The sequence below is a fragment of the Mesorhizobium sp. IMUNJ 23033 genome (assembly GCF_044778005.1).
Classification (GTDB): Bacteria; Pseudomonadota; Alphaproteobacteria; order Rhizobiales; family Rhizobiaceae; genus Mesorhizobium; species Mesorhizobium amorphae_A.
Genome location: NZ_JBJACT010000029.1, coordinates 74,167 through 91,409, shown reverse-complemented (window position 1 = coordinate 91,409; position 17,243 = coordinate 74,167). Strand labels below are relative to the sequence as shown.

Genomic DNA, 17,243 nt, shown 5'->3' with positions numbered 1-17,243 from the left:
CATTCCGATGGTTTCTATCCATCTCTTTCGTTCATATTGTACGAATTGCACTTGACCAGTATTCGTACGTAAAGTACGATATCTTCTCTTTGAGGGGATATCCTTGAACACCGCAAATCACGCCGCCTTCGCCGATCTCTCCCGCCCGCTCTTTTCTCCCGCAACGACCGACCAGAGGCAGCGCCTCGCCGGCGCCTGGCGCATGGCCAGCCAGGATATCGCGGAGGACATCCGCTTCATCCGCCAGTATCTGAAAGTCATCGCCGAAAAAGAGGAGCGGCTGTCGACCGGCACGCTGGTCCACAGCCGCGCCTATGTCGATGCCTGTGCCGGCTGGCTGCCGCAGACCGTGGCGCGCTATCTGCGCAACCTGCGGGCAATCACCGAATGCGAACTCGCCATGACGGCGGCCGGCATCCGCTTTGCGCTCTCCAGCGATGCCTGGGATGCGTGAGGGCCGAGCGGCGGAAAGCTGTCGGTCTGGCCGGGAATGCAAACCCACTGGCCGCGGGGCCAGTGGGTTCGTTTGCCGCTGAAGCGGGAGTGATCAGCCGCAATCGGCCGGCGCGGCCGGGCCGGAGCCCGTTGGGGAGCCAAGCCTATCTCAGACCGAGAAAACTCAGGATCGCGATGACGATTACAACGGCCCCGACCAGCCAAATGATATTATTCATGACGTGCTCCTTCGCCCAAAATTGGTGCTGGAAGCACAACATTAGCGACGCCTAAAGGTTCCCGCCGGTCGGGCCGTCGCCGCGCGGGGAATGGCGGCGGCGCATGGCCCTGCTCTACGGCGCGATCGGAGTAGCAACCTGACTTTTACTGGGTGTATTTAACTAACGCGCGCTGGCTGTCACGAAACTAATTAGACTATTCTAATTTCCTTAAGCTGCAATCTCGGCGTGACGGGGCGACAATGCAGGTTCCATGAACGCAGCCAATCTCTACCGGAGACGGCGCTGCCGCGCCGCATCCATTTCCCATGGGTCATTGAAGAGAGATTTCGTGGCCGGCGCTCAGCCCTTGGCTTTTGGCTTGGCGGCCTTGGCGGGTGCCTTGGCCTTGGCGGCTGCCGGTTTGGCTGACTTGGCGGCCGCAGCCTTCTTCGGCGCAGCCTTGGTTTTCGGCTTCGCCGCTCCGTCGATCTCGGCTGTCGCCTGGTCCCAATGTTGCATGTCCGAGCCCTCGGGCCGCCCGGCCTGTTCCCAGATTTCGTGCGCCCGCTGGCGAATGCGTTCCTGCCTGTCGTCCGTCACTGTCGCCTCCGTGGTTGGGTCCAAATCGGATGGGTCCAAATCCCGGCAAAACATTAGCGGATATTTCGACCGGCGTCTTGGGGCGTAGACACGCTCGACGCCGCGATTTCCTTTAGTGGTCGTTGGACAGGACCGCGACACCCAGCAATGCCGCCTTCTTGGTAATCAGCCCGGCGAGATCGGCGTCGGAGCGCTCTGTGCCGGTGCGCCGGCGCAGCTCATCGATCGCCTCCTTCATCGACAGCAAGCTGGTGCTTCGCTCGGCCAGCAGCTTGTCGCAACAGGCCGCGACATTGGTGGAATTGGGGGTCTCGACATGCGGCAACATGGGAATGCTCCTTTGAACAAACCCGTTGCCCGCCGTCTCCTCCCGAAGACGGCGGGACAGGTATCATGCATCACTCAATGACTTCGACGACCCTGCGCGTGCCGGGGTCGACCAGCACGGTGTGATCGCCCACGACCGTGTATCTGTATTGAGTGTCGGGAACTTCCCGAAGCTCTACAGTGTCGGGCAGGATAGAGCCGACGTTAAGCTCGACGCCGAGAAGGCTGATCGAAGCCAGTGGGTGCTTGTGCACATATTCGCGGATGTCCGTCCTTTGTTCGGGCGTGACCACGACGGCCTGCGGCTGGGTTGTAACAATCACATCCTCAGCGGCAGCGACACCGACGCCTGCAAAAAGAAGCAGCGCGGCGGCGGAAGGAATCAGGGTTCTCATCGTTCTCTCCTGTTTCGTGTTGGCGAGCTTCGCCCTCGCCTCCGCCTTAACGGAAACATCCACAGGTCGATAAGTGGCGAGCTCTGAAGGCAAACGCCGCCACAACGCTGTTGTTCCGTAAGTCGGGACTAATTGATCTATGGTTTTGCGGCTCTCTGCCCTCGCCTTTGCGTGCGAGAGACGACGCGATGGCCGCATCCCAGGCGATCGTTTGTCGGTCCCGGCCATTGGCAAAGCCACCTTGCGCCTCGCCGGATCCCGCTGGGAACCGGACCGGCCCAATTTGCATTGAAGGGCCGGTCCATCAGGAGGTTCTCCACATGAACGACATGCCTTTCCGTGCTCCGCTGACAATTGCCGTCGGTGCCGGCTTCAAGCGCGAAATCGCTTCGCTGGCCGAGATGCAGAATTTTCTGAAGGAATGGCCGGCGGCGCGGCGCGGTCCGGTCTACGCCACCGCCATCAGGGCCTGCGAGGCGGCGCGCGCCGGACATCTCACGGCCGACCAGGCGCGGCGGGCCTTCATGGGCTTTGCCGAAGCAGCAGGCATAGTGTGGACAGGCGTCGATCCCGTCACCGCGCTGCGGCAAGCCAAGACGAGAAGCGTGCGCAGCCGAGCTGAGCGGAATCGCCCCGTGCCGTGACTTGGGGCCCGTTGCTATTGCTTCGGCGGCTGCGCCGGCACCTCGTCGGGCCTGATCACAGGCGTCCTGCCCTCATTCGGCGCCGGCTGGGCCATGCCCTGGTCGCCGGTGGGCGGCGGCTGCAGCACGCCGCCGCAAGGTTCGAGCTTGCCGGTCAGGCCGCCATTGCCGCCACTGGTCGTCGACGGCTTCTGGCCGTCGTTCTGACCTTGCGGCTCGGCCTGGCACGGTCCGCCCGGCGTCGGGGCGTTCATCTGGTCGTCGGTCTGCGCGGCCGCCGGTCCGGCGAGCGCCAGCAACAAAGCGCATGGCAAGAGTGGTTTCATGGTTCCAACTCCTTTCCTGCAAGGCTTGTCCTTCGGGAAAGGATGTCGGCGGCGATTGGTTCCAACCGCGGCAAAGCGAACATTGCGACGGCTCGGCAAGGGGCTGCAAAATCCGGCGCAGTCAGCTATGGGTGCACGCGCCGAGGGAAATGCAAGCGGGCCAGTTCATGCAACGCGAAAGCTATTCGATCATTGTCGAAATGGAAAATGCTGGCACGATCGACTGGGACGAGGTCGGCGCCGGCCTCGCCGCGCTTTCGCGCGAGGTCAGGGCCGCGGCACGCCTGGGATACGTCGCCAGACAGGTGATTTTCGTTCATGCCGGAGAGGCCGGCGACACACCGCTGTTGCGCCGCCAGATCGAAGACGCGGCGCCGGAGCTTGCGCGGGACGTGACGCTCGGCTTCTGCGCCTTGCCCGGCGGGCGCTATTACGAGCTGAAGAACGAGGGGATCGCCCAGGCGACGGGCGACATCGTCGTGCTCTGCGATTCCGACACCGTCGCCCAGTCAGGCTGGCTGCCGGCCCTGCTGAAGCCGTTCCAGGACCCGCGGACCGTCGCCGTGAACGGCCACACCTATCTCGAGCATGACGACTTTGCCTCGCGGACATTCGCGCTGCTATGGATCTTTCCGCTTCGCGACCATGATCGGCGCTTTGCCGCCAAGCGCGCCATGAACGCCAACAATTGCGCCATCCAGCGAAGCTGGCTCGCCAGCCATCCATTTCCGAACAACAACGGCTTCAAGGTGTCGTGCACGCTGCTCGACCGGCAACTGCGAGCGGAAGGCCACGACCTGGTCAAGGCCGAGGCGCTGGCCAGCCACTATCCGCCGCGCGGCTGGCGCTTCCTGTTGTGGCGCGCGCTGGTCACCGGCCGCGACGCGGACCGCAAATATGCCGCGCTGAAATCCGCCTCGCGGCCACGGCGCGTTTTCAAGGCCATGCGCCGCTGGGCTTCGGCATCCTGGCGCGCCAGCCTGCGAATCGCGCTCCAGGCCCCGCGCACCGGCATGCCGGCGTGGCAGATACCCTTGGCCGTGATCGTCGGGCTTGTCTTCAACGCACTGGTGTTCGTCGGCCAGATCAGCCTGGCGGCTGGTCTGGTGAAGGACGACGTCGAGCGCGTCCCGGCCTTTGTTGGCCACAGCTGACGGCACGCGTGCGGACGTCGAGTATCAGCGCCCTTACCTGCGCTGATACTCGACAGACCGTATGCGCGATTTTTTTTGATTCGACCGGTTCCGGCCGGCGGATTGTCAATTCAGGGAGTGATCGCCCGCCCCTTGGGCAACGAAGGACGCCGCAATCAGGTCGTCGGCATCGATGCGTAAGGAGCCTTCGCCATCACCCATGATGGCCGCGACCTTCTGGAAGGTTCTCATCTCATGCTCGGTGATGCTTGCGCTGCGCATCCTGGCCCTGAGGTCAGCGACCCGCATCCCCAATGCGGGGGACGTTCCGATTTCACGCTTCGACATAATACCTTGCCTCCTCCCCAGCCCATTTCGCCGCCTCGCCGCTTCGCTGGCCCATGCTGCCTATCAATAAGGCAGCACGAAGTCAGACGCGGCAACGCGTGATTCCGAGGAAGGTTCCTGCTTGTACCTGCTCATACTAGTCACGAGATAATACGGGGCGGACCGGCCCACCGCTCCGGCAAGCGGTGAGCCGTGCGATGCGGGTTACTGAATGATCTTCACGATCTTGCGTGTGCCGGGATCGACAAGCACGGTCTGATTGTCGACGACGACATAGCGGTATTTGACATTGGGGACTTCATGGAGTTCGACCGTGTCGGGAAGTGCGGTACCGACATTGAGCTCCACGCCGGGAATCTTGATGGATGCCAGTGGTTTCTTCTGCACATATTCCCGAATCACGGTTTCCTGCTCAGGCTGAATGATGACGTCCTGGGCAGCAGCGGCGCCCACTCCAGCGAACAACAGAAGGCCGGCGGCGGCGGTTGCAAGATGCAGTCTCATGATCGTCTCCTTTCGTTGCAGCGGCCACTTGCGCCACGCGGCCTGAAGCCATTCGCGACCGGGTCGCCTCAGTCGTAAACGCCATCGCATGGGGCTTGTTCCTCCCATTTTTCGGCTCCTCGACGCGACAGTTCCGCTTTGCCGGCAGGGGCAGATCAGCCCGGAACAAAGGCCACGAGTCGAAGTTAACCCAACGAAGGGACGACACTTTCGAGGAGACTTTTGATGAAACATCTTCTGATCACAAGCATGCTCGCACTCGGCGTCGGATGTGGCGCCGCCATAGCCCAGACGCAGACGCCCGCCGAGGTCCAGCCAAGCGGTGGCGCCAATTGCGAAGCCGGCGCAGCGGACTGCCAGCAGGGCGGCAAGGCCGGCGAGCAAGCCCAGGGCAAGGCCAAGATGAAGACCGATGAGCAGGCGCAGGGCAAGGCCGGCGCCAGCACAGAAGAGCAGGCTCAAGGCAAGGCCAAGCTGAAGACCGACGAGGCACAAGGCAAGGCCGGCGCCACGACTGAAGAGCAGGCTCAGGGCAAGCCCAAGCTGAAGACCGATGAGCAGGCTCAAGGCAAGGCCGGCGCCACAACTGAAGAGCAGGCCGAGGGCAAGGCTGGCGCCACGACCGACCAGCAGGCTGAGGGCAAGGCCAAGGTCCAGACCGACGAACAGGTGCAGGGCAAGGCTTCGACCCAGACCGACCAGGGCTCGACCGCGTCTATCAGCAATGTGACCGTCGAGCAGAAGACCGAGGTCACGCAGATCATTCGCGAGACGAACGTCGCACCGGTGGCGCGTGTCGACTTCGACATTTCGGTAGGCATCGAGGTGCCACGGCAGAAGGTGCGGCTGCACCGCTTGCCGGCGCGCATCGTCAAGATCGTCCCCGCTTACGAAACCTACATGTATTTCGTGCTTGCCGACGGCCGCATCGTCATCGTCGATCCGGACAGCTACAAGATCGTGCTGATCCTGACCTGATCCGGCGAACACCACGAACAGGCCCGCCGCGCATTCGGCACGGCGGGCCTTTTCGTGCGTCTGACGCCGGTCCTTCGAAGGTTATGGACCTCCCAAACCGAAACCCCGCCGCCCTTACGGAAAAAGGCGGCGGGGTCGGCCTTCCGCCGATGAAGGGACGTTCTCGGCGGGTCGCTGGCGATTGTTCCCGGCCACTATCTTTTTTGTTTGAGCATCACCTTGCCCTAGCTGAACAGGATTCCGGCAGTGACAAAGACGACGCCGAGCGCGAAGACAGGCGCAAGCGCGCCTCGTGGACGCTGCGTTCCATAAGCTCCTCCTGATCGATGTGGGTGGGGAACGGTCCCGCCTGTGCTTGGTTCCTGAATTCAGAAGTCCTTGGCCAAAGGTCCCCAATGGCATCGACCAAAAGACCCAAAGGCCATGGCCGCGCCCGATGAGGCGACCAACCTGCCTCCGCAAAACCAGGCGCGGGCCAGGCCGTTAATCCGATGGCAATCGTTCCATATTAGCGTCGCCGCATATTCCGGAAAATTGCTGAGGGGGTCAGCGGCCGATGCCGAAGGTGTCACGTATCCTGGCGAATGCGTTCGAGGTGGCCGAGCCGTCAGGGGCCGGCCTGCCGGGCCTGGCCGAAGCGATCGGGCGGATGGCCAGCTGATCGAGCATTCGCGCGAGCGTATCCGGCTGCTGGAGGCCGTGATCGACAATTTCCCCGGCGGCGTTTCGCTGTTCGACCAGGATCTCAACATGGTCGTCTGCAATCAGCGGCAACGCGCCTTGCTCGACTATCCCGATGAGCTTTTTGCCAATGGCTACCCCTCGATGGAGACGCTGTTTCGCTTCAATGCCGAGCGTGGCGAGTACGGACCGGGCGATATCGAGATGCATGTCGCGCGCCGCCTCGCCCTCGTCAGGCAGCGCGAGGCGCATGTCTACGAACGCACCCGGCCGAACGGAACCATCGTCGAGGTGCGCGGCATGCCGATCGAGGGCGGCGGCTTCGTCACCACCTATTTCGACGTCACCGAACAGCGCCGCAACCAGGCCACGATCGCGCATATGGCGCATCATGACGCGCTGACCGACCTGCCCAACCGCATGCTGTTTTCCGACCGGTTGCACGGCGCGCTTGCCCTTGCCAGGCGCGGCGCCCTGATGGCCGTGCACTACCTCGACCTCGACAATTTCAAACCGGTCAACGACAATTTCGGCCACAAGGCCGGCGACAGATTGCTGATCGACGTGGCCGGCCGGCTGCGCGCCGCGGTGCGCGACAACGATACGGTCGCGCGGCTCGGCGGCGACGAAGTCGCCATCATCCAGACCGGGATTACCGGACAGACGGATGTGTCGGCGCTTGCCCGGCGCATCGTCGAGCGTTTCCAGTCGCCCTTCGCGGTCGCCGACAGCCCGGTCGTCGTCGGCGTCAGCATCGGCATCGCGCTGGCGCCTGGCGATGCGCTGGGCAGCGACGAACTGCTGCAGAAAGCCGATACCGCGCTCTACCGCAGCAAGTCGGGCGGGCGCGGACAATTCAGCTTCTTTGGGGAACCACACATCCTCCTTTGGATGGATAGGTCAAAATATTCGCAAACGCTAATATGATTCGCGCAGGCAAAGCACCCAACCCTTGCGCCGAGCGCCGGCGGAGTTCCTATAGCTGCCTCGGCCGGCGCTCGTCATCGAGTGCCGCCTTGATCGCGATCAGATGATGAGAAGTGCTACCGCCGCCGAAACGCCTGGGGCTCGCGAACTTTCGCGCATCCGAGCCAACAGCGGAGCCAGAGCCGGCGACCTTGCGCTGATTTCGCCCGCGGCAAAACCGATTCCAGCAAAGCGCGCGCGATGCTCCAACGCCGCACTTGCAGCGAAAGGCGTATGGCCCTAAGTCCTAAGACGTAGGTCGCATGCCGTGGGCCGAAAGCCCTCCGAGAGCGCGGCACAGTGCCAACTTGCGACCGCACATGAAAGGTGCAACGCTCGAATTGGGTAGAGACATGGGCGGGCTTCCCGGGTTTCAATCGGTCCGGGACGTTCGATTGGGCAAATGTATTTTCCGCAATTTCTTGTGGGAATGTCAGCAACGCTTCTCGTAATCCTTGGCTGGATTTACGCGGCTACCGGGTCGTTTTGGCAATCGCTGGGCTGGACATTTGTCGCCGCCCTGGTGCTGCAGGCGGGCTACTTCATCGCTGTGCTTTTGCTCATCTATGGCCGCACCTCATCGGCGGCCAAGGCCGACAAATCGCTCCCGGCCAAAGTGCCCGGGCCGTTCGAACGCGACGGCATCATCCACACCTTGCTGTCGCGGCTTTTTTAACAGGCGGCGCGGCGCCTTTATCCAAGACTTGTCGCACCAGCGCGAGCCGGCGTCCGGCCCAGACGCCGGCGCAAAACTTTCAGCCGGGCAGGTGCGCCAGGGGACCCGCTACGCCGTGGCATAGCAGCCCACCCGGCAGCGCTGCATGACTCCGGTCAGCGAGGCGCCGACTTCAGGCCGGAGGCGGTGGGCACCGGTTCGGACGAGAAGACGACGAAGCCGAAGACGAGAACGGCAGCGGCAACGATCATGGAGCCGGTGGCAACGACCGGCTCGATCGCCGTGTTGCCCTTCGCCAGCATCAGGTAAAGCGCCGGCAGCATCACCACCAGGCCGAGCGTATAGAGGCCGAAGTGGATCATCGCGATGCGGCGCGCGGCCTTGGCCGGATTGAGCGCATAGTAGCCGCCGAATATCGCGGAGGTTACCCAGCCCAGAAGGTTGATATGGGCATGCGCCGGAAAGGCGGCGTGATCTTGCGAGATCGCCATATGCAGGCCGATGGCGATGCCCACGATGAGAAAAACGATGGCCGTTTTGAAGAAAAGTTCCGAAACCCTAGGCATGTTGTTTTCTCCCCAATCCCTTTTAAACCCCGACATTGCGAAGGTTACACCTGGGAACCGAGATTTTCCATGCCGTACTTGGGGTTAGCAACGGGTTTTGCGCAGCGTTGTGGTGGCTTCCTGACGCCGGCGGACAGGGGAGGCGATGGATCGCTGCAGAACCGATTCCAAACTTGGGCAGCGGCAGGCGAAAAAATGCCGCCGGGGCGAACCCCGGCGGCATTGCCGTTCAGCCAAACTATTCCGCCGTCTCGGTCTCGGTCGGCTCGTCGACGGTCGAATCGGCAGCCGCGTCGTCCGCGTTCTCCGCTTCTAGCTTGGCGGCTACCTGGTCGACCTTGTCCGCGAGCACGCCCTTGGCCCATTCGGTGACCTCGGCGTCGACCGGCTTGTTGGCCATATCGGCGAGTGCCGCGTCGAGCGATGCGTCGTCGGTGCCGACAGCGGCTTCGTCAGCCTCCGCCTGGGCCGCGGCAGCCGCCGCCTCGGCATCCGTGACCGCGGTCTCCTGATCCGCGATCTGCGCTTCCAGATCCGCGATCTGTGCGTCCAGGGCCGCCTGCTCCTCGGGCGTTGCGGGCGTCTGTGCATTCGCCTCAACGAGCTGCGCGTTCAGGTCGTCCAGCTTCGCCTGAGCTTCGGCTGCCGCGGCGGCCGCCTCTTCAGCCGTGGCCTCGGCGAGCTTGGCGTTCGCGGATGCCATCACAAAAGCCTGAACAGCGGCGAATTTCTTGCTCTTGGAGTTCATGTAGGCGTTGATGTTGCGCTGCAGCGAGTTCAGCCGGCCGAGCTTGGCGTGGATGTTCTTCTCCTTGGGAGCGGCGGCGACGTCCACCTCATCCACGGAGACTTCCGTCGTGGCCTTCTTGCCCGACTTTGTCGACTTAGCCGATGCTGACTTGCCGTTCGTGCTCTTGCCTGACTTGCCGTGCGTGCTCTTGCCTGACTTGCCGTGCGTGCTCTTGCCGGAATTGCCCTGCGAACCGCTTTTGCCGGAGTTGCCGCCGCCATTCCCGTTGCCGCCGCCATTGCCGTGGCCACCGCCATTCCCACCACCATTGCCGCCGGCAGCGGCCAGTGCGGGAGACGCCAGAAGCGCGAATGCCGCAAGCGCGGCAAAGAGAGTCTTTCGGGATGTCATGAGTATTTTCCTCCGAGAATCGCCACCTCACCCAACCGCTAATGAGCGCAATATGAGAAATCCCTAATGCCGTCGGTAAACTTTAGATAAATGTGGTTTCAATGCGAGAGCGAAGCAGCCCGCCAGCGAACAATCCGAATCGAGAAACTGCCATAACCATTTGAAATTCTTAAACTATATGAAAACTGACAACCGGCTTGCGCCATTTGGACCGCAGAAGGCCCATACGGGTCAGACCATGGTCCCAAACGGGCGTCCAGCGGTACGAAAACGGTCGCCGCGTCGTCGATTGAGAAGGCGCTCAAGCAGCGGAAGTCGATGACAAGCGAGGGCGCTCCGACCGCCTGAACGGCAGCCAAATGAGCGGTGCCACCTCCTGGCGATGCACTATGGCGCCCGCAAAATGTCGGCGCCCGGCTGCTCGTCGAACAGCACCGCGCAACCGCGCCCAAGCGCCACCGCCGACAGCGCATTGGCGACGGTCTCATCCGCCGAGACGAAATCCCCGGTCAGCACGCGCAATTCTTCCACGGCCCTCGCCATCGATACGAGCCGCCCGGCGGCACGGTCGGTGGTGCAGGCATCGACGACACAAACGAGATCGATGATTTCGAAGCGGTCCATCTCAGGTCTCCGCAAAACAGTCCCTTCGAGCCAATCAACGCCGTGGCGCGCGACAATGTTCCGGGGCGGATCATGGACCTTCGTCGATGGTGCGCTGCCCACTGACGGTGGGCAAAAAAAACGAGATTCCGACTTGAATCCGCCCTTCATCGCAAGACATTTCCCCTGCCCTCGCCGACGGCTTAGAGGCAGCTTGACAAGAGACCCTATTTGTTCTCTTTTTGTTCGGCAAAAAATTCCTTAAAACAGGCATGGCTAATGCTGCAATGCCGTAGGGTGGAACGGGATGGAAACCAGCGCCACCATCCTGCATGCCGACCTCGACGCCTTCTATGCCTCGGTCGAGCAGTTGCTCGATCCATCGCTGCGCGGCAAACCCATCGCCGTCGGAGGCGGCGTGGTGCTGGCCGCATCCTATGAGGCTCGAGCGTTCGGCGTGCGCGGCGGCATGCCCGGACGCAAGGCCCGCGAACTCTGTCCGCAGCTGATCTTCGTCGGCGGCCATTTCGGGGACTACCAGCGACTCGGCGACGCCGCCATAAAAGTGCTCGACGATTTCACGCCGTTGGTCGAGCGCATCTCCATCGACGAGGCCTTCGCCGACGTTGCCGGCTGCACGCATCTGTTCGGGCCGCCGGCCGTGATCGCCGCCATTGTACGGCGCCGCGTGCGGGCCGAGCTCGGCCTGCCGATCTCGATCGGCGTGGCGCGCACCAAGCACCTGGCCAAGATCGCTTCGCAGGTGGCCAAGCCCGACGGGCTGGTGGTCGTCGATCCCGCAGGCGAGCTCGCCTTCCTGCACGATTTGCCGGTCTCGCTGATGTGGGGCGTCGGCCCGGCGACCAAGGCGCGGCTGGCGGAAATCGGCGTCGAGACCATCGGCCAGCTGGCCAAGACCCACAGTGGGGCGCTGGAACGGCTGATCGGGCCGGCCGCCGGGCAGAAGCTTGCCGCGCTGGCCTGGAATCGCGACCCGCGCCGGCTCGAGACGCATCGGCGCGCGCATTCGGCGGGCGCGCAGTCGGCACTGGGCCGCAAGCCTGCCGTGGCAGATGTGTTCGTGCCAACCTTGCTGCATCTGGCCGACCGGGTGGCGAGCCGACTGAGGGCCAAGGACCGCCCCGGCCGCACGGTGACGGTGCGCGTGCGCTTCGCCGACCTGCGCGCGGTGAGCTGCTCGATCACGCTTGACCAAGCTATATCAGCGACGGCGATGCTGGCCGAGACCGCCGAGGAACTGGTGCGTGGCGTGCTCGCCGCCCATCCCTGCGAGAAGGTGATTTCGCTGCTGGCGATCTCGGTCTCGCATCTCGAGGAAAGTGCGGAACTGCAGCTGGAGCTACCGCTCGGACTTGCCGACGAGAAGCGCCGGCCGGGCAGCAAAAGGGGCCTAGCGCGCTTTGGCGCCGACCGCGCCGTCGACAAGATCCGGCAGCGCTTCGGCAAGCAGGCGGTCGGCTATGGCGCCGTGGCGCTGGAGGCGGCGCGTTTGGTGCCGGACGAGTTCCGCGAGCTGGCCGAGAAGGAACTGTGAAGCGGCGGTCGCGGTTTAAAAATGTTCGGCACGGGTGTCGGACCAGTCAAGACCCGTTCGTCCTTGGAACATAGACCGGCAATCATCAGGAGAAACGATATGCCCAGCACCGTACGCTTGCACCGCGTTCTGACAACCAGCCCGGAGAAGGTTTATCGCGCTTTCATCGAGGCGGACGCGCTGGCGAAATGGCTCCCGCCCAACGGTTTCACCTGCACGGTCCATCATCTGGAAGCAAAGGTCGGCGGTACGTTCAAAATGTCCTTCCGAAACTTCACGACGGGCAACAGCCACTCATTTGGCGGCGATTATGTCGAGCTCGTTTCGGGTGAACGCCTCCGCTACACGGACACGTTCGATGATCCCAACCTGCCCGGCGAGATACAGGTGACGGTGACATTGAAGAAAGTCTCGGTCGGCACGGAGTTGGATATCACGCAGGCAGGCATACCGGACGCGATTCCGGCCGAGGCCTGTTATCTCGGCTGGCAGGAGTCGCTGCGAAACCTGGCAAGGCTCGTCGAACCCGAGATCAATCAATAGAGGTTGATGGCGAAAGATCCATGCGGCCCGAGACTGCCAATCTCCCCCCCCTCGAGGGGGAGATGTCCGGTAGGACAGAGGGGGCGCGAAGGATCGCGTCTGCCGGACCGGCCCTTCGCTGTCGCTCCGGGCGTTCGTTGTTCGCAAAGCCAAGCAATTGGCTTTGCGTCCGCTTCGCGGACCACGCCTCACCCCATCGCCTGGCGGATGGATTTGGAAAATCGGGCCAGGAAGGCCGGCCTCGATGAGGCGTCGAGCTTCCATGACAGCACCGCCGTCGCCATTTTGCGCGGTAGCATGCCGACGGACAGAAACCAGGCGGCAAGGACGGCTCGCCGCCTGAGCGACGCCGTCAATTGGAGGCTGGCGACGGCGCCGGCCGCACCCAGGACCAGCCTGGAATCATTGACCACCGGGTGCCGACGCCTGTCGGCGCAGAGTGAGGCCAGCCGTTCTTCGAGGTGAACGGGATCGTGCAGGAAGGTTTTCGACGGCTCCACGGTCAGGCCGACACTGGAGACCTGGTCGGAAAGCGCCTCCAGGCGGTGGAAATCGTGCGTCACCCGCCAGCGCGCCCGCTCGGCGAGCTTTTCGCCGAAGACGGAATGGTTGGCGCCGTGGATGCGGTAGGCGCCGATGCACTCGTCGATCGACTGAACATGACCATAAAGCGGCGCCAGCGTCGCAAGATAGCCATCGGCGCCCTGGCGGAAATCCGCTTCGGGGATCGGCATGATGGTTTCCAGCGTCGTGCGGTCGAAGGCCAGCCCGCTTGTCACCGTCGTCTGGTAGCGCCCCTTGTGCAGGAGCTTCGGCATGACATCGCCGTCATCGAACGGCAGTGCCGGCGGCGGGAAGACATCCTTGATGCGCTGCCGTTCGTCGACGATGTGGAGCCTCGATTGGACCTGGGCGGTTGCCGAATCCCAAGTGTCGACGATCCTGGAGATGGCGTCCGGATAGAGATAGTCGTCGGCGTCGAGAAACAGCACGATCTTGCCCGAGCTTGCCGCAAAGCCGGTGTTGAAGGCGGCGGCATGCCCACCGTTCTTCGGCCTGAGACAAGCGCGGATCCTGTCGCCATAAGACTTTATGATCGCCGCCGAGCCGTCGCTCGACCGATCGTCGACGACGATGACCTCGACGTCCGCGTGGTCCTGGCCGAGCGCGCTGTCGACGGCGCGTTTCAGGAAGCGCGCGTAATTGTAGTTCGGAATGATGATGGAAACCGGAATCCGGCTCGGAACGGGATGCATCGCGTTTGACCTCGCATCTTGCTTTGGTTTCAGCGGAACCCGCCCCCTAAGTCCCGCGGGTCACCCAGGAAAAGCCTGCGCTTCCTTCAGAGAAAAAGCACGCCTTCCCCGGGAAGACGAGTTGGGTCTTCCGTTGCGACATCAGCTGAGCGGCCGCTTTTTGCCTTCGTGTATCCACGCGGTGCCGGGATCGAACCGGCGGCGGCAAGGTGCTGGAGTTCCCAGTCGCGGATGATGCCGCGGCTGGACCGACGGAGCGGCGCTTCGTCAATTTGGTGTCGAAGCGGCCGCCCGTCGCCTTGAAGGCACAACCGATAGTGACCTCGAAACGTGGCCGGCACAACCCCCGCGCCAAGGATCCGCTCCCGCGGCGGCGGCGTTGCCGTGCTTCAAGGCTCCGAAACCCGCAGAAAATCCGCCCGACGGAAGAATCCTGCATACACAGCACGAAGGTCGATGTCGCAAATGCCGCGCTCACTCTATAATCTTCGCCGACAGGGGGAGATTGCGCGATTGCCTGGGACCTTCTTGGGGGATTATTTACAGTACTGGCGCAAGTTGTCGCTGGCCTTGCAGTTCTTCATCGCGGGCGGCATCGGGCTTCTGCTGGTGATGCTGGTGGTTGGCCTGTGGGTGACCTCGCAGATCCGGGAAGGCGTGATGCGAAATTCCGCCGCAACCACGGCACTCTATGTCGACAGCGTGATTGCGCCCCTGTTGCCCGACATGCGCACCAGCCGCGAGCTCAGCGACACGGTCAAGCGGGCGCTGGACGAGACGCTCGGCCAGGGCGCACTCGGCAAGAGGCTGGTCTCGTTCAAGCTGTGGCGGCGCGACGGCATGATCCTCTATGCCAAGGACACTTCGTTGATCGGCAAGCGGTTCGAACCGAACGCCAATCTGGTCGCCGCCTTTGGCGGCAATGTCGTTGCCGAGTACAATGACCTCGACGACGACCCCGAAAGCCACGAGGAAAAGAGAGTGAACGCACCGCTGTTCGAAATCTACAATCCGGTGCGCGAACCCTGGTCGGGCGAAGTGGTCGCGGTTTCGGAGTTCTACGAGATCGCCGACGACTTCCAGACGACGCTGAACGCCGCCCTGTGGTCGAGCTGGCTGGTGGTGGCCGGCGCCACGGCGACGGCACTGGCGCTGTTGTCCGGCATCGTCTTTCGCGGCAGTCACACCATCCAGACCCAGCGCGCAGCGCTCGAGGCAAAGGTCTCGGAATTGCAGGCGGCTTTGTCGCAGAACTCGACGCTGCGCCAGCGCGTGCAGCGCGCCTCGCGCCGCGCCACCGCAATCAACGAACGCTATCTCAGACGCATCGGCGCCGACCTGCATGACGGGCCGGCGCAGCTCGTCGCGCTGGCGGCGCTGCGGATGGACAGCCCCATTCTGCTCGACTCCGGCTCGTCCAGCGAGCAGCGCGAAGCCGAGATCGCCGGCATCCACAAGACGCTTGGCGAGGCGATGCGCGAGATACGCGGCATCTGCAACGGCCTGGTGCTGCCGCAGATCGAGACGCAGGCCGTGATCGACATCCTGCGGCTTGCGGTGAGCGAGCACGAACGACGGACCTCGAGCTCGGTGGCGCTGACGCTTCCGGCCCGCTTGCCGGAACTCGGCACTTCCGAGAAGATCAGCATCTACCGTTTCGTCCAGGAAGGGCTGAACAATGCCTGGCGGCATGGAAAAGGCAGGAACCAGGCGGTGAAAGCCGGGGTGAAAAGTGGCAGGCTGATTGTTGAAGTGATGGACGGCGGCCCCGGCTTCGAGCCCGGCAGGAGCGAAGGCCTCGGGCTTGCCGGCCTCAGGGAGCGCATCGAGAGCATCGGCGGGCAGTTCGAAACCCTGTCCGGCCCGCAAGGTACACGATTGGTGATTTCACTCTCAGTCGAGGAGCAGCCGTGACCGGCATCATCCGCATCGCCATTGTCGACGACCATCCGCTGTTTCGCGAGGGCGTGGCGCGCAGCCTCGGCGAGATCGGCGGCTTCGAGCTGGTCGGGGAAGGCGCCAGCGCCGAGGACGCCGAAAGGCTTGCTCACACGATCGCGCCCGACATATTGCTGCTCGACATCAGCATGCCCGGCGGCGGGCTCAACGCTGCGGCCAGCATCCTGTCCGGGCACCCCGGCCAGAAAATCGTCATGCTGACCGTGTCGGAAACCAATGCCGACGTTGCCCAGGCGCTCAATGCCGGCGTGCGCGGCTACGTGCTGAAGGGTGTCGGTTCGAAGACTCTGGCCGAGATCCTCGGCGATGTCGCGGCCGGCCAGAGCTATGTATCGCCGACGCTGTCGGCCAAGCTTCTGTCGAACCTGTTGCAGCCGGCGAACCGCAAGCCCGACCCGCTCAGCCAGCTCACCAGCCGCGAGGCCGAGATCCTGCGGCTGGTGGCGGAAGGCTTGAGCAACAAGGAGGTCGCGTCCCGGCTGTCGCTGCAGGAAAAGACCGTCAAGCACCACATGACCAGGGTGCTGGCCAAGCTCAACGTGCGCAACCGAACGGAGGCGGCGCTGCTGATGCATGAGGCGAAGGAAAGGGAATAGGGCAGTAGGGGATAGCGAAGGTTTGGATATGAGCCGCTGAGCGGGCTGCCGCGACCAATCCCTACTGCCTACTGCCTACTGCCCTACTGCCCTACTGCCCTACTGCCCTACTGCCCTACTGCCCTACTGCCCTACTGCCCTACTGCCCTACTGCCCTACTGCCCTACTCCCTCCCCAAAACGTGTCACCCCCGCCCCCGGGGGCGGGGACGGGGGTGAAGTGAGAAACAGGGAGGGGGTAGTTCCCTGCCCTCACAAGGCCTGCAGGCGCGCCACATCCTCTGGCGTCGCCTCGCGTTCGATGATGGTGCGGCCGAGCGCATCCTGCATTTTGAAGCGGCCGTTCTCGATCTCCTCCTGCATGCCGTCGGGATGGATGACCGTGATCTTGTCGCCGTCGACCTCGACCGTGTCGCCGGTCGCCGCATTGACGTGGGTGCCATGGTTGCCCTGGTTGCCCTTGGCTTTGCCGGAGTTGCCCTGGCCGGCGTTTCCGGAGCCAGAATTGGCGCCGGCGCCAGCCGAGGATGAATTGCCACCGCCGTTGCCATTGCCGCCATTGCCATTGCCGCCGCCGTGGCCGCCACTGTTCCCGCCGGCGGCGTAGGCCATCGAGGGAGCGATGCTGGCGGCGCCGTAGAGCTTGACGTGGGATGGCGCGAGCGTAAGCGCCAATGCCGATGGGGTCAGCAAGGCGAGCCATCCCAGGCGGATCAACGAAAGTCTACACATCCTCCCCCCGTGTCGGCCCTTTGGCGGTCTGGCCGAAACCGGCATTATCGAGAGGAACA

The 17,243-nt window shown here is 63.4% G+C and carries 22 protein-coding genes; 10 read left to right on the top strand and 12 right to left on the bottom strand.

The features are described 5' to 3' along the window. Positions 1-103 precede the first annotated feature (103 nt). On the top strand, positions 104-454 hold the full coding sequence (locus tag ACFX5Q_RS26645; protein ID WP_404282799.1) for a hypothetical protein: 351 nt from the start codon (positions 104-106) through the stop codon (positions 452-454). A 562-nt stretch (positions 455-1,016) separates the two neighbouring features. Here ACFX5Q_RS26645 and ACFX5Q_RS26640 read toward each other — a convergent pair. From ACFX5Q_RS26640 to ACFX5Q_RS26630, 3 genes are all read right to left on the bottom strand, one after another. Further along, complete coding sequence (locus ACFX5Q_RS26640) at positions 1,017-1,256, bottom strand: DUF2934 domain-containing protein (RefSeq protein ID WP_404282797.1); 240 nt, start codon at positions 1,254-1,256, stop codon at positions 1,017-1,019. A gap of 112 nt (positions 1,257-1,368) precedes the next feature. After that, positions 1,369-1,584, bottom strand: coding sequence for a hypothetical protein (locus ACFX5Q_RS26635; protein ID WP_404282795.1), 216 nt, complete (start codon positions 1,582-1,584; stop codon positions 1,369-1,371). A gap of 70 nt (positions 1,585-1,654) precedes the next feature. Beyond that, positions 1,655-1,978 carry a DUF1236 domain-containing protein gene (locus tag ACFX5Q_RS26630; protein WP_404282793.1) on the bottom strand — a complete coding sequence of 108 codons (324 nt, stop codon included), beginning with the start codon at positions 1,976-1,978 and terminating at the stop codon, positions 1,655-1,657. A 320-nt stretch (positions 1,979-2,298) separates the two neighbouring features. On the opposite strand from ACFX5Q_RS26630, the gene ACFX5Q_RS26625 reads away from it, so the two are divergent. Further along, a complete protein-coding gene (locus ACFX5Q_RS26625) occupies positions 2,299-2,622 on the top strand; it encodes a DUF982 domain-containing protein (protein ID WP_404282792.1) in 324 nt (107 codons plus the stop codon). A gap of 14 nt (positions 2,623-2,636) precedes the next feature. Here the strand turns inward: ACFX5Q_RS26625 and ACFX5Q_RS26620 are convergent, their stop codons facing one another. Next, positions 2,637-2,948 carry a hypothetical protein gene (locus ACFX5Q_RS26620; RefSeq protein ID WP_404282790.1) on the bottom strand — a complete coding sequence of 104 codons (312 nt, stop codon included), beginning with the start codon at positions 2,946-2,948 and terminating at the stop codon, positions 2,637-2,639. A 167-nt stretch (positions 2,949-3,115) separates the two neighbouring features. Between ACFX5Q_RS26620 and ACFX5Q_RS26615 the strand changes: the two genes are divergently transcribed. Next, a complete protein-coding gene (locus ACFX5Q_RS26615) occupies positions 3,116-4,102 on the top strand; it encodes a glycosyltransferase family 2 protein (RefSeq protein ID WP_404282788.1) in 987 nt (328 codons plus the stop codon). A gap of 105 nt (positions 4,103-4,207) precedes the next feature. Here ACFX5Q_RS26615 and ACFX5Q_RS26610 read toward each other — a convergent pair whose 3' ends face one another. Beyond that, entirely contained in the window at positions 4,208-4,429 is a 222-nt protein-coding gene (locus tag ACFX5Q_RS26610; RefSeq protein ID WP_404282786.1) for a hypothetical protein, read from the bottom strand. Between the two features lie 204 nt (positions 4,430-4,633). Next, on the bottom strand, positions 4,634-4,933 hold the full coding sequence (locus ACFX5Q_RS26605; protein ID WP_404282784.1) for a DUF1236 domain-containing protein: 300 nt from the start codon (positions 4,931-4,933) through the stop codon (positions 4,634-4,636). Positions 4,934-5,158: 225 nt separating this feature from the next. On the opposite strand from ACFX5Q_RS26605, the gene ACFX5Q_RS26600 reads away from it, so the two are divergent. Beyond that, on the top strand, positions 5,159-5,911 hold the full coding sequence (locus tag ACFX5Q_RS26600) for a DUF1236 domain-containing protein (RefSeq protein ID WP_404282783.1): 753 nt from the start codon (positions 5,159-5,161) through the stop codon (positions 5,909-5,911). Positions 5,912-6,457: 546 nt separating this feature from the next. Here ACFX5Q_RS26600 and ACFX5Q_RS26595 read toward each other — a convergent pair. Beyond that, on the bottom strand, positions 6,458-6,580 hold the full coding sequence (locus ACFX5Q_RS26595; RefSeq protein WP_404282782.1) for a hypothetical protein: 123 nt from the start codon (positions 6,578-6,580) through the stop codon (positions 6,458-6,460). A gap of 30 nt (positions 6,581-6,610) precedes the next feature. Here ACFX5Q_RS26595 and ACFX5Q_RS26590 point away from each other — a divergent pair, with 30 nt between their 5' ends. Together ACFX5Q_RS26590 and ACFX5Q_RS26585 are read left to right on the top strand one after the other, a co-directional pair. Next, positions 6,611-7,519 carry a diguanylate cyclase domain-containing protein gene (locus ACFX5Q_RS26590; RefSeq protein WP_404282781.1) on the top strand — a complete coding sequence of 303 codons (909 nt, stop codon included), beginning with the start codon at positions 6,611-6,613 and terminating at the stop codon, positions 7,517-7,519. Positions 7,520-7,961: 442 nt separating this feature from the next. Beyond that, complete coding sequence (locus ACFX5Q_RS26585; protein WP_404282780.1) at positions 7,962-8,234, top strand: exopolysaccharide production repressor protein; 273 nt, start codon at positions 7,962-7,964, stop codon at positions 8,232-8,234. Positions 8,235-8,389: 155 nt separating this feature from the next. Here the strand turns inward: ACFX5Q_RS26585 and ACFX5Q_RS26580 are convergent, their stop codons facing one another. The 3 genes from ACFX5Q_RS26580 to ACFX5Q_RS26570 all read right to left on the bottom strand — a co-directional run bounded on the left by ACFX5Q_RS26580 (position 8,390) and on the right by ACFX5Q_RS26570 (position 10,565). After that, entirely contained in the window at positions 8,390-8,800 is a 411-nt protein-coding gene (locus ACFX5Q_RS26580) for a hypothetical protein (protein ID WP_192181495.1), read from the bottom strand. A gap of 238 nt (positions 8,801-9,038) precedes the next feature. Further along, positions 9,039-9,941, bottom strand: a complete 903-nt coding sequence (locus tag ACFX5Q_RS26575; RefSeq protein ID WP_404282779.1) for a hypothetical protein — start codon at positions 9,939-9,941, stop codon at positions 9,039-9,041. A gap of 387 nt (positions 9,942-10,328) precedes the next feature. Then, the gene (locus ACFX5Q_RS26570; RefSeq protein WP_404282778.1) at positions 10,329-10,565 is read right to left on the bottom strand and encodes a hypothetical protein; all 237 of its coding nucleotides are present in this window, start codon (positions 10,563-10,565) and stop codon (positions 10,329-10,331) included. Positions 10,566-10,851: 286 nt separating this feature from the next. Here ACFX5Q_RS26570 and dinB point away from each other — a divergent pair, with 286 nt between their 5' ends. After that, positions 10,852-12,099, top strand: coding sequence for a DNA polymerase IV (gene dinB / locus ACFX5Q_RS26565; RefSeq protein ID WP_404282777.1), 1,248 nt, complete (start codon positions 10,852-10,854; stop codon positions 12,097-12,099). Between the two features lie 99 nt (positions 12,100-12,198). Then, positions 12,199-12,642: an SRPBCC family protein gene (locus ACFX5Q_RS26560; protein ID WP_404282776.1), complete on the top strand. Its 444-nt coding sequence runs from the start codon at positions 12,199-12,201 to the stop codon at positions 12,640-12,642. Positions 12,643-12,830: 188 nt separating this feature from the next. Here the strand turns inward: ACFX5Q_RS26560 and ACFX5Q_RS26555 are convergent, their stop codons facing one another. Beyond that, positions 12,831-13,898 carry a glycosyltransferase family 2 protein gene (locus ACFX5Q_RS26555; RefSeq protein WP_404282775.1) on the bottom strand — a complete coding sequence of 356 codons (1,068 nt, stop codon included), beginning with the start codon at positions 13,896-13,898 and terminating at the stop codon, positions 12,831-12,833. 558 nt (positions 13,899-14,456) lie between these two features. Between ACFX5Q_RS26555 and ACFX5Q_RS26550 the strand changes: the two genes are divergently transcribed. Together ACFX5Q_RS26550 and ACFX5Q_RS26545 are read left to right on the top strand one after the other, a co-directional pair. Then, positions 14,457-15,812, top strand: coding sequence for a sensor histidine kinase (locus ACFX5Q_RS26550; RefSeq protein WP_404282829.1), 1,356 nt, complete (start codon positions 14,457-14,459; stop codon positions 15,810-15,812). After that, positions 15,809-16,453, top strand: coding sequence for a LuxR C-terminal-related transcriptional regulator (locus ACFX5Q_RS26545; RefSeq protein WP_404282774.1), 645 nt, complete (start codon positions 15,809-15,811; stop codon positions 16,451-16,453). Before ACFX5Q_RS26550 ends, ACFX5Q_RS26545 begins: the two co-directional genes overlap by 4 nt. 251 nt (positions 16,454-16,704) lie before the next feature. Here the strand turns inward: ACFX5Q_RS26545 and ACFX5Q_RS26540 are convergent, their stop codons facing one another. Beyond that, positions 16,705-17,145, bottom strand: coding sequence for a hypothetical protein (locus ACFX5Q_RS26540; RefSeq protein WP_404282773.1), 441 nt, complete (start codon positions 17,143-17,145; stop codon positions 16,705-16,707). Between the last annotated feature and the right edge of the window lie 98 nt (positions 17,146-17,243).

Excerpts from the sequence above, each read along its gene's own strand:
- ACFX5Q_RS26605 (WP_404282784.1), bottom strand. The coding sequence starts at position 4,933 with ATGAGACTGCATCTTGCAACCGCCGCCGCCGGCCTTCTGTTGTTCGCT.
- ACFX5Q_RS26555 (WP_404282775.1), bottom strand. The coding sequence starts at position 13,898 with ATGCATCCCGTTCCGAGCCGGATTCCGGTTTCCATCATCATTCCGAAC.
- ACFX5Q_RS26595 (WP_404282782.1), bottom strand. The coding sequence starts at position 6,580 with ATGCTCGATCAGCTGGCCATCCGCCCGATCGCTTCGGCCAGGCCCGGC.
- ACFX5Q_RS26615 (WP_404282788.1), top strand. The coding sequence starts at position 3,116 with ATGCAACGCGAAAGCTATTCGATCATTGTCGAAATGGAAAATGCTGGC.
- ACFX5Q_RS26635 (WP_404282795.1), bottom strand. The coding sequence starts at position 1,584 with ATGTTGCCGCATGTCGAGACCCCCAATTCCACCAATGTCGCGGCCTGT.
- ACFX5Q_RS26620 (WP_404282790.1), bottom strand. The coding sequence starts at position 2,948 with ATGAAACCACTCTTGCCATGCGCTTTGTTGCTGGCGCTCGCCGGACCG.
- ACFX5Q_RS26610 (WP_404282786.1), bottom strand. The coding sequence starts at position 4,429 with ATGTCGAAGCGTGAAATCGGAACGTCCCCCGCATTGGGGATGCGGGTC.
- ACFX5Q_RS26560 (WP_404282776.1), top strand. The coding sequence starts at position 12,199 with ATGCCCAGCACCGTACGCTTGCACCGCGTTCTGACAACCAGCCCGGAG.
- ACFX5Q_RS26570 (WP_404282778.1), bottom strand. The coding sequence starts at position 10,565 with ATGGACCGCTTCGAAATCATCGATCTCGTTTGTGTCGTCGATGCCTGC.
- dinB (WP_404282777.1), top strand. The coding sequence starts at position 10,852 with ATGGAAACCAGCGCCACCATCCTGCATGCCGACCTCGACGCCTTCTAT.
- ACFX5Q_RS26580 (WP_192181495.1), bottom strand. The coding sequence starts at position 8,800 with ATGCCTAGGGTTTCGGAACTTTTCTTCAAAACGGCCATCGTTTTTCTC.
- ACFX5Q_RS26600 (WP_404282783.1), top strand. The coding sequence starts at position 5,159 with ATGAAACATCTTCTGATCACAAGCATGCTCGCACTCGGCGTCGGATGT.
- ACFX5Q_RS26625 (WP_404282792.1), top strand. The coding sequence starts at position 2,299 with ATGAACGACATGCCTTTCCGTGCTCCGCTGACAATTGCCGTCGGTGCC.
- ACFX5Q_RS26575 (WP_404282779.1), bottom strand. The coding sequence starts at position 9,941 with ATGACATCCCGAAAGACTCTCTTTGCCGCGCTTGCGGCATTCGCGCTT.
- ACFX5Q_RS26630 (WP_404282793.1), bottom strand. The coding sequence starts at position 1,978 with ATGAGAACCCTGATTCCTTCCGCCGCCGCGCTGCTTCTTTTTGCAGGC.
- ACFX5Q_RS26585 (WP_404282780.1), top strand. The coding sequence starts at position 7,962 with ATGTATTTTCCGCAATTTCTTGTGGGAATGTCAGCAACGCTTCTCGTA.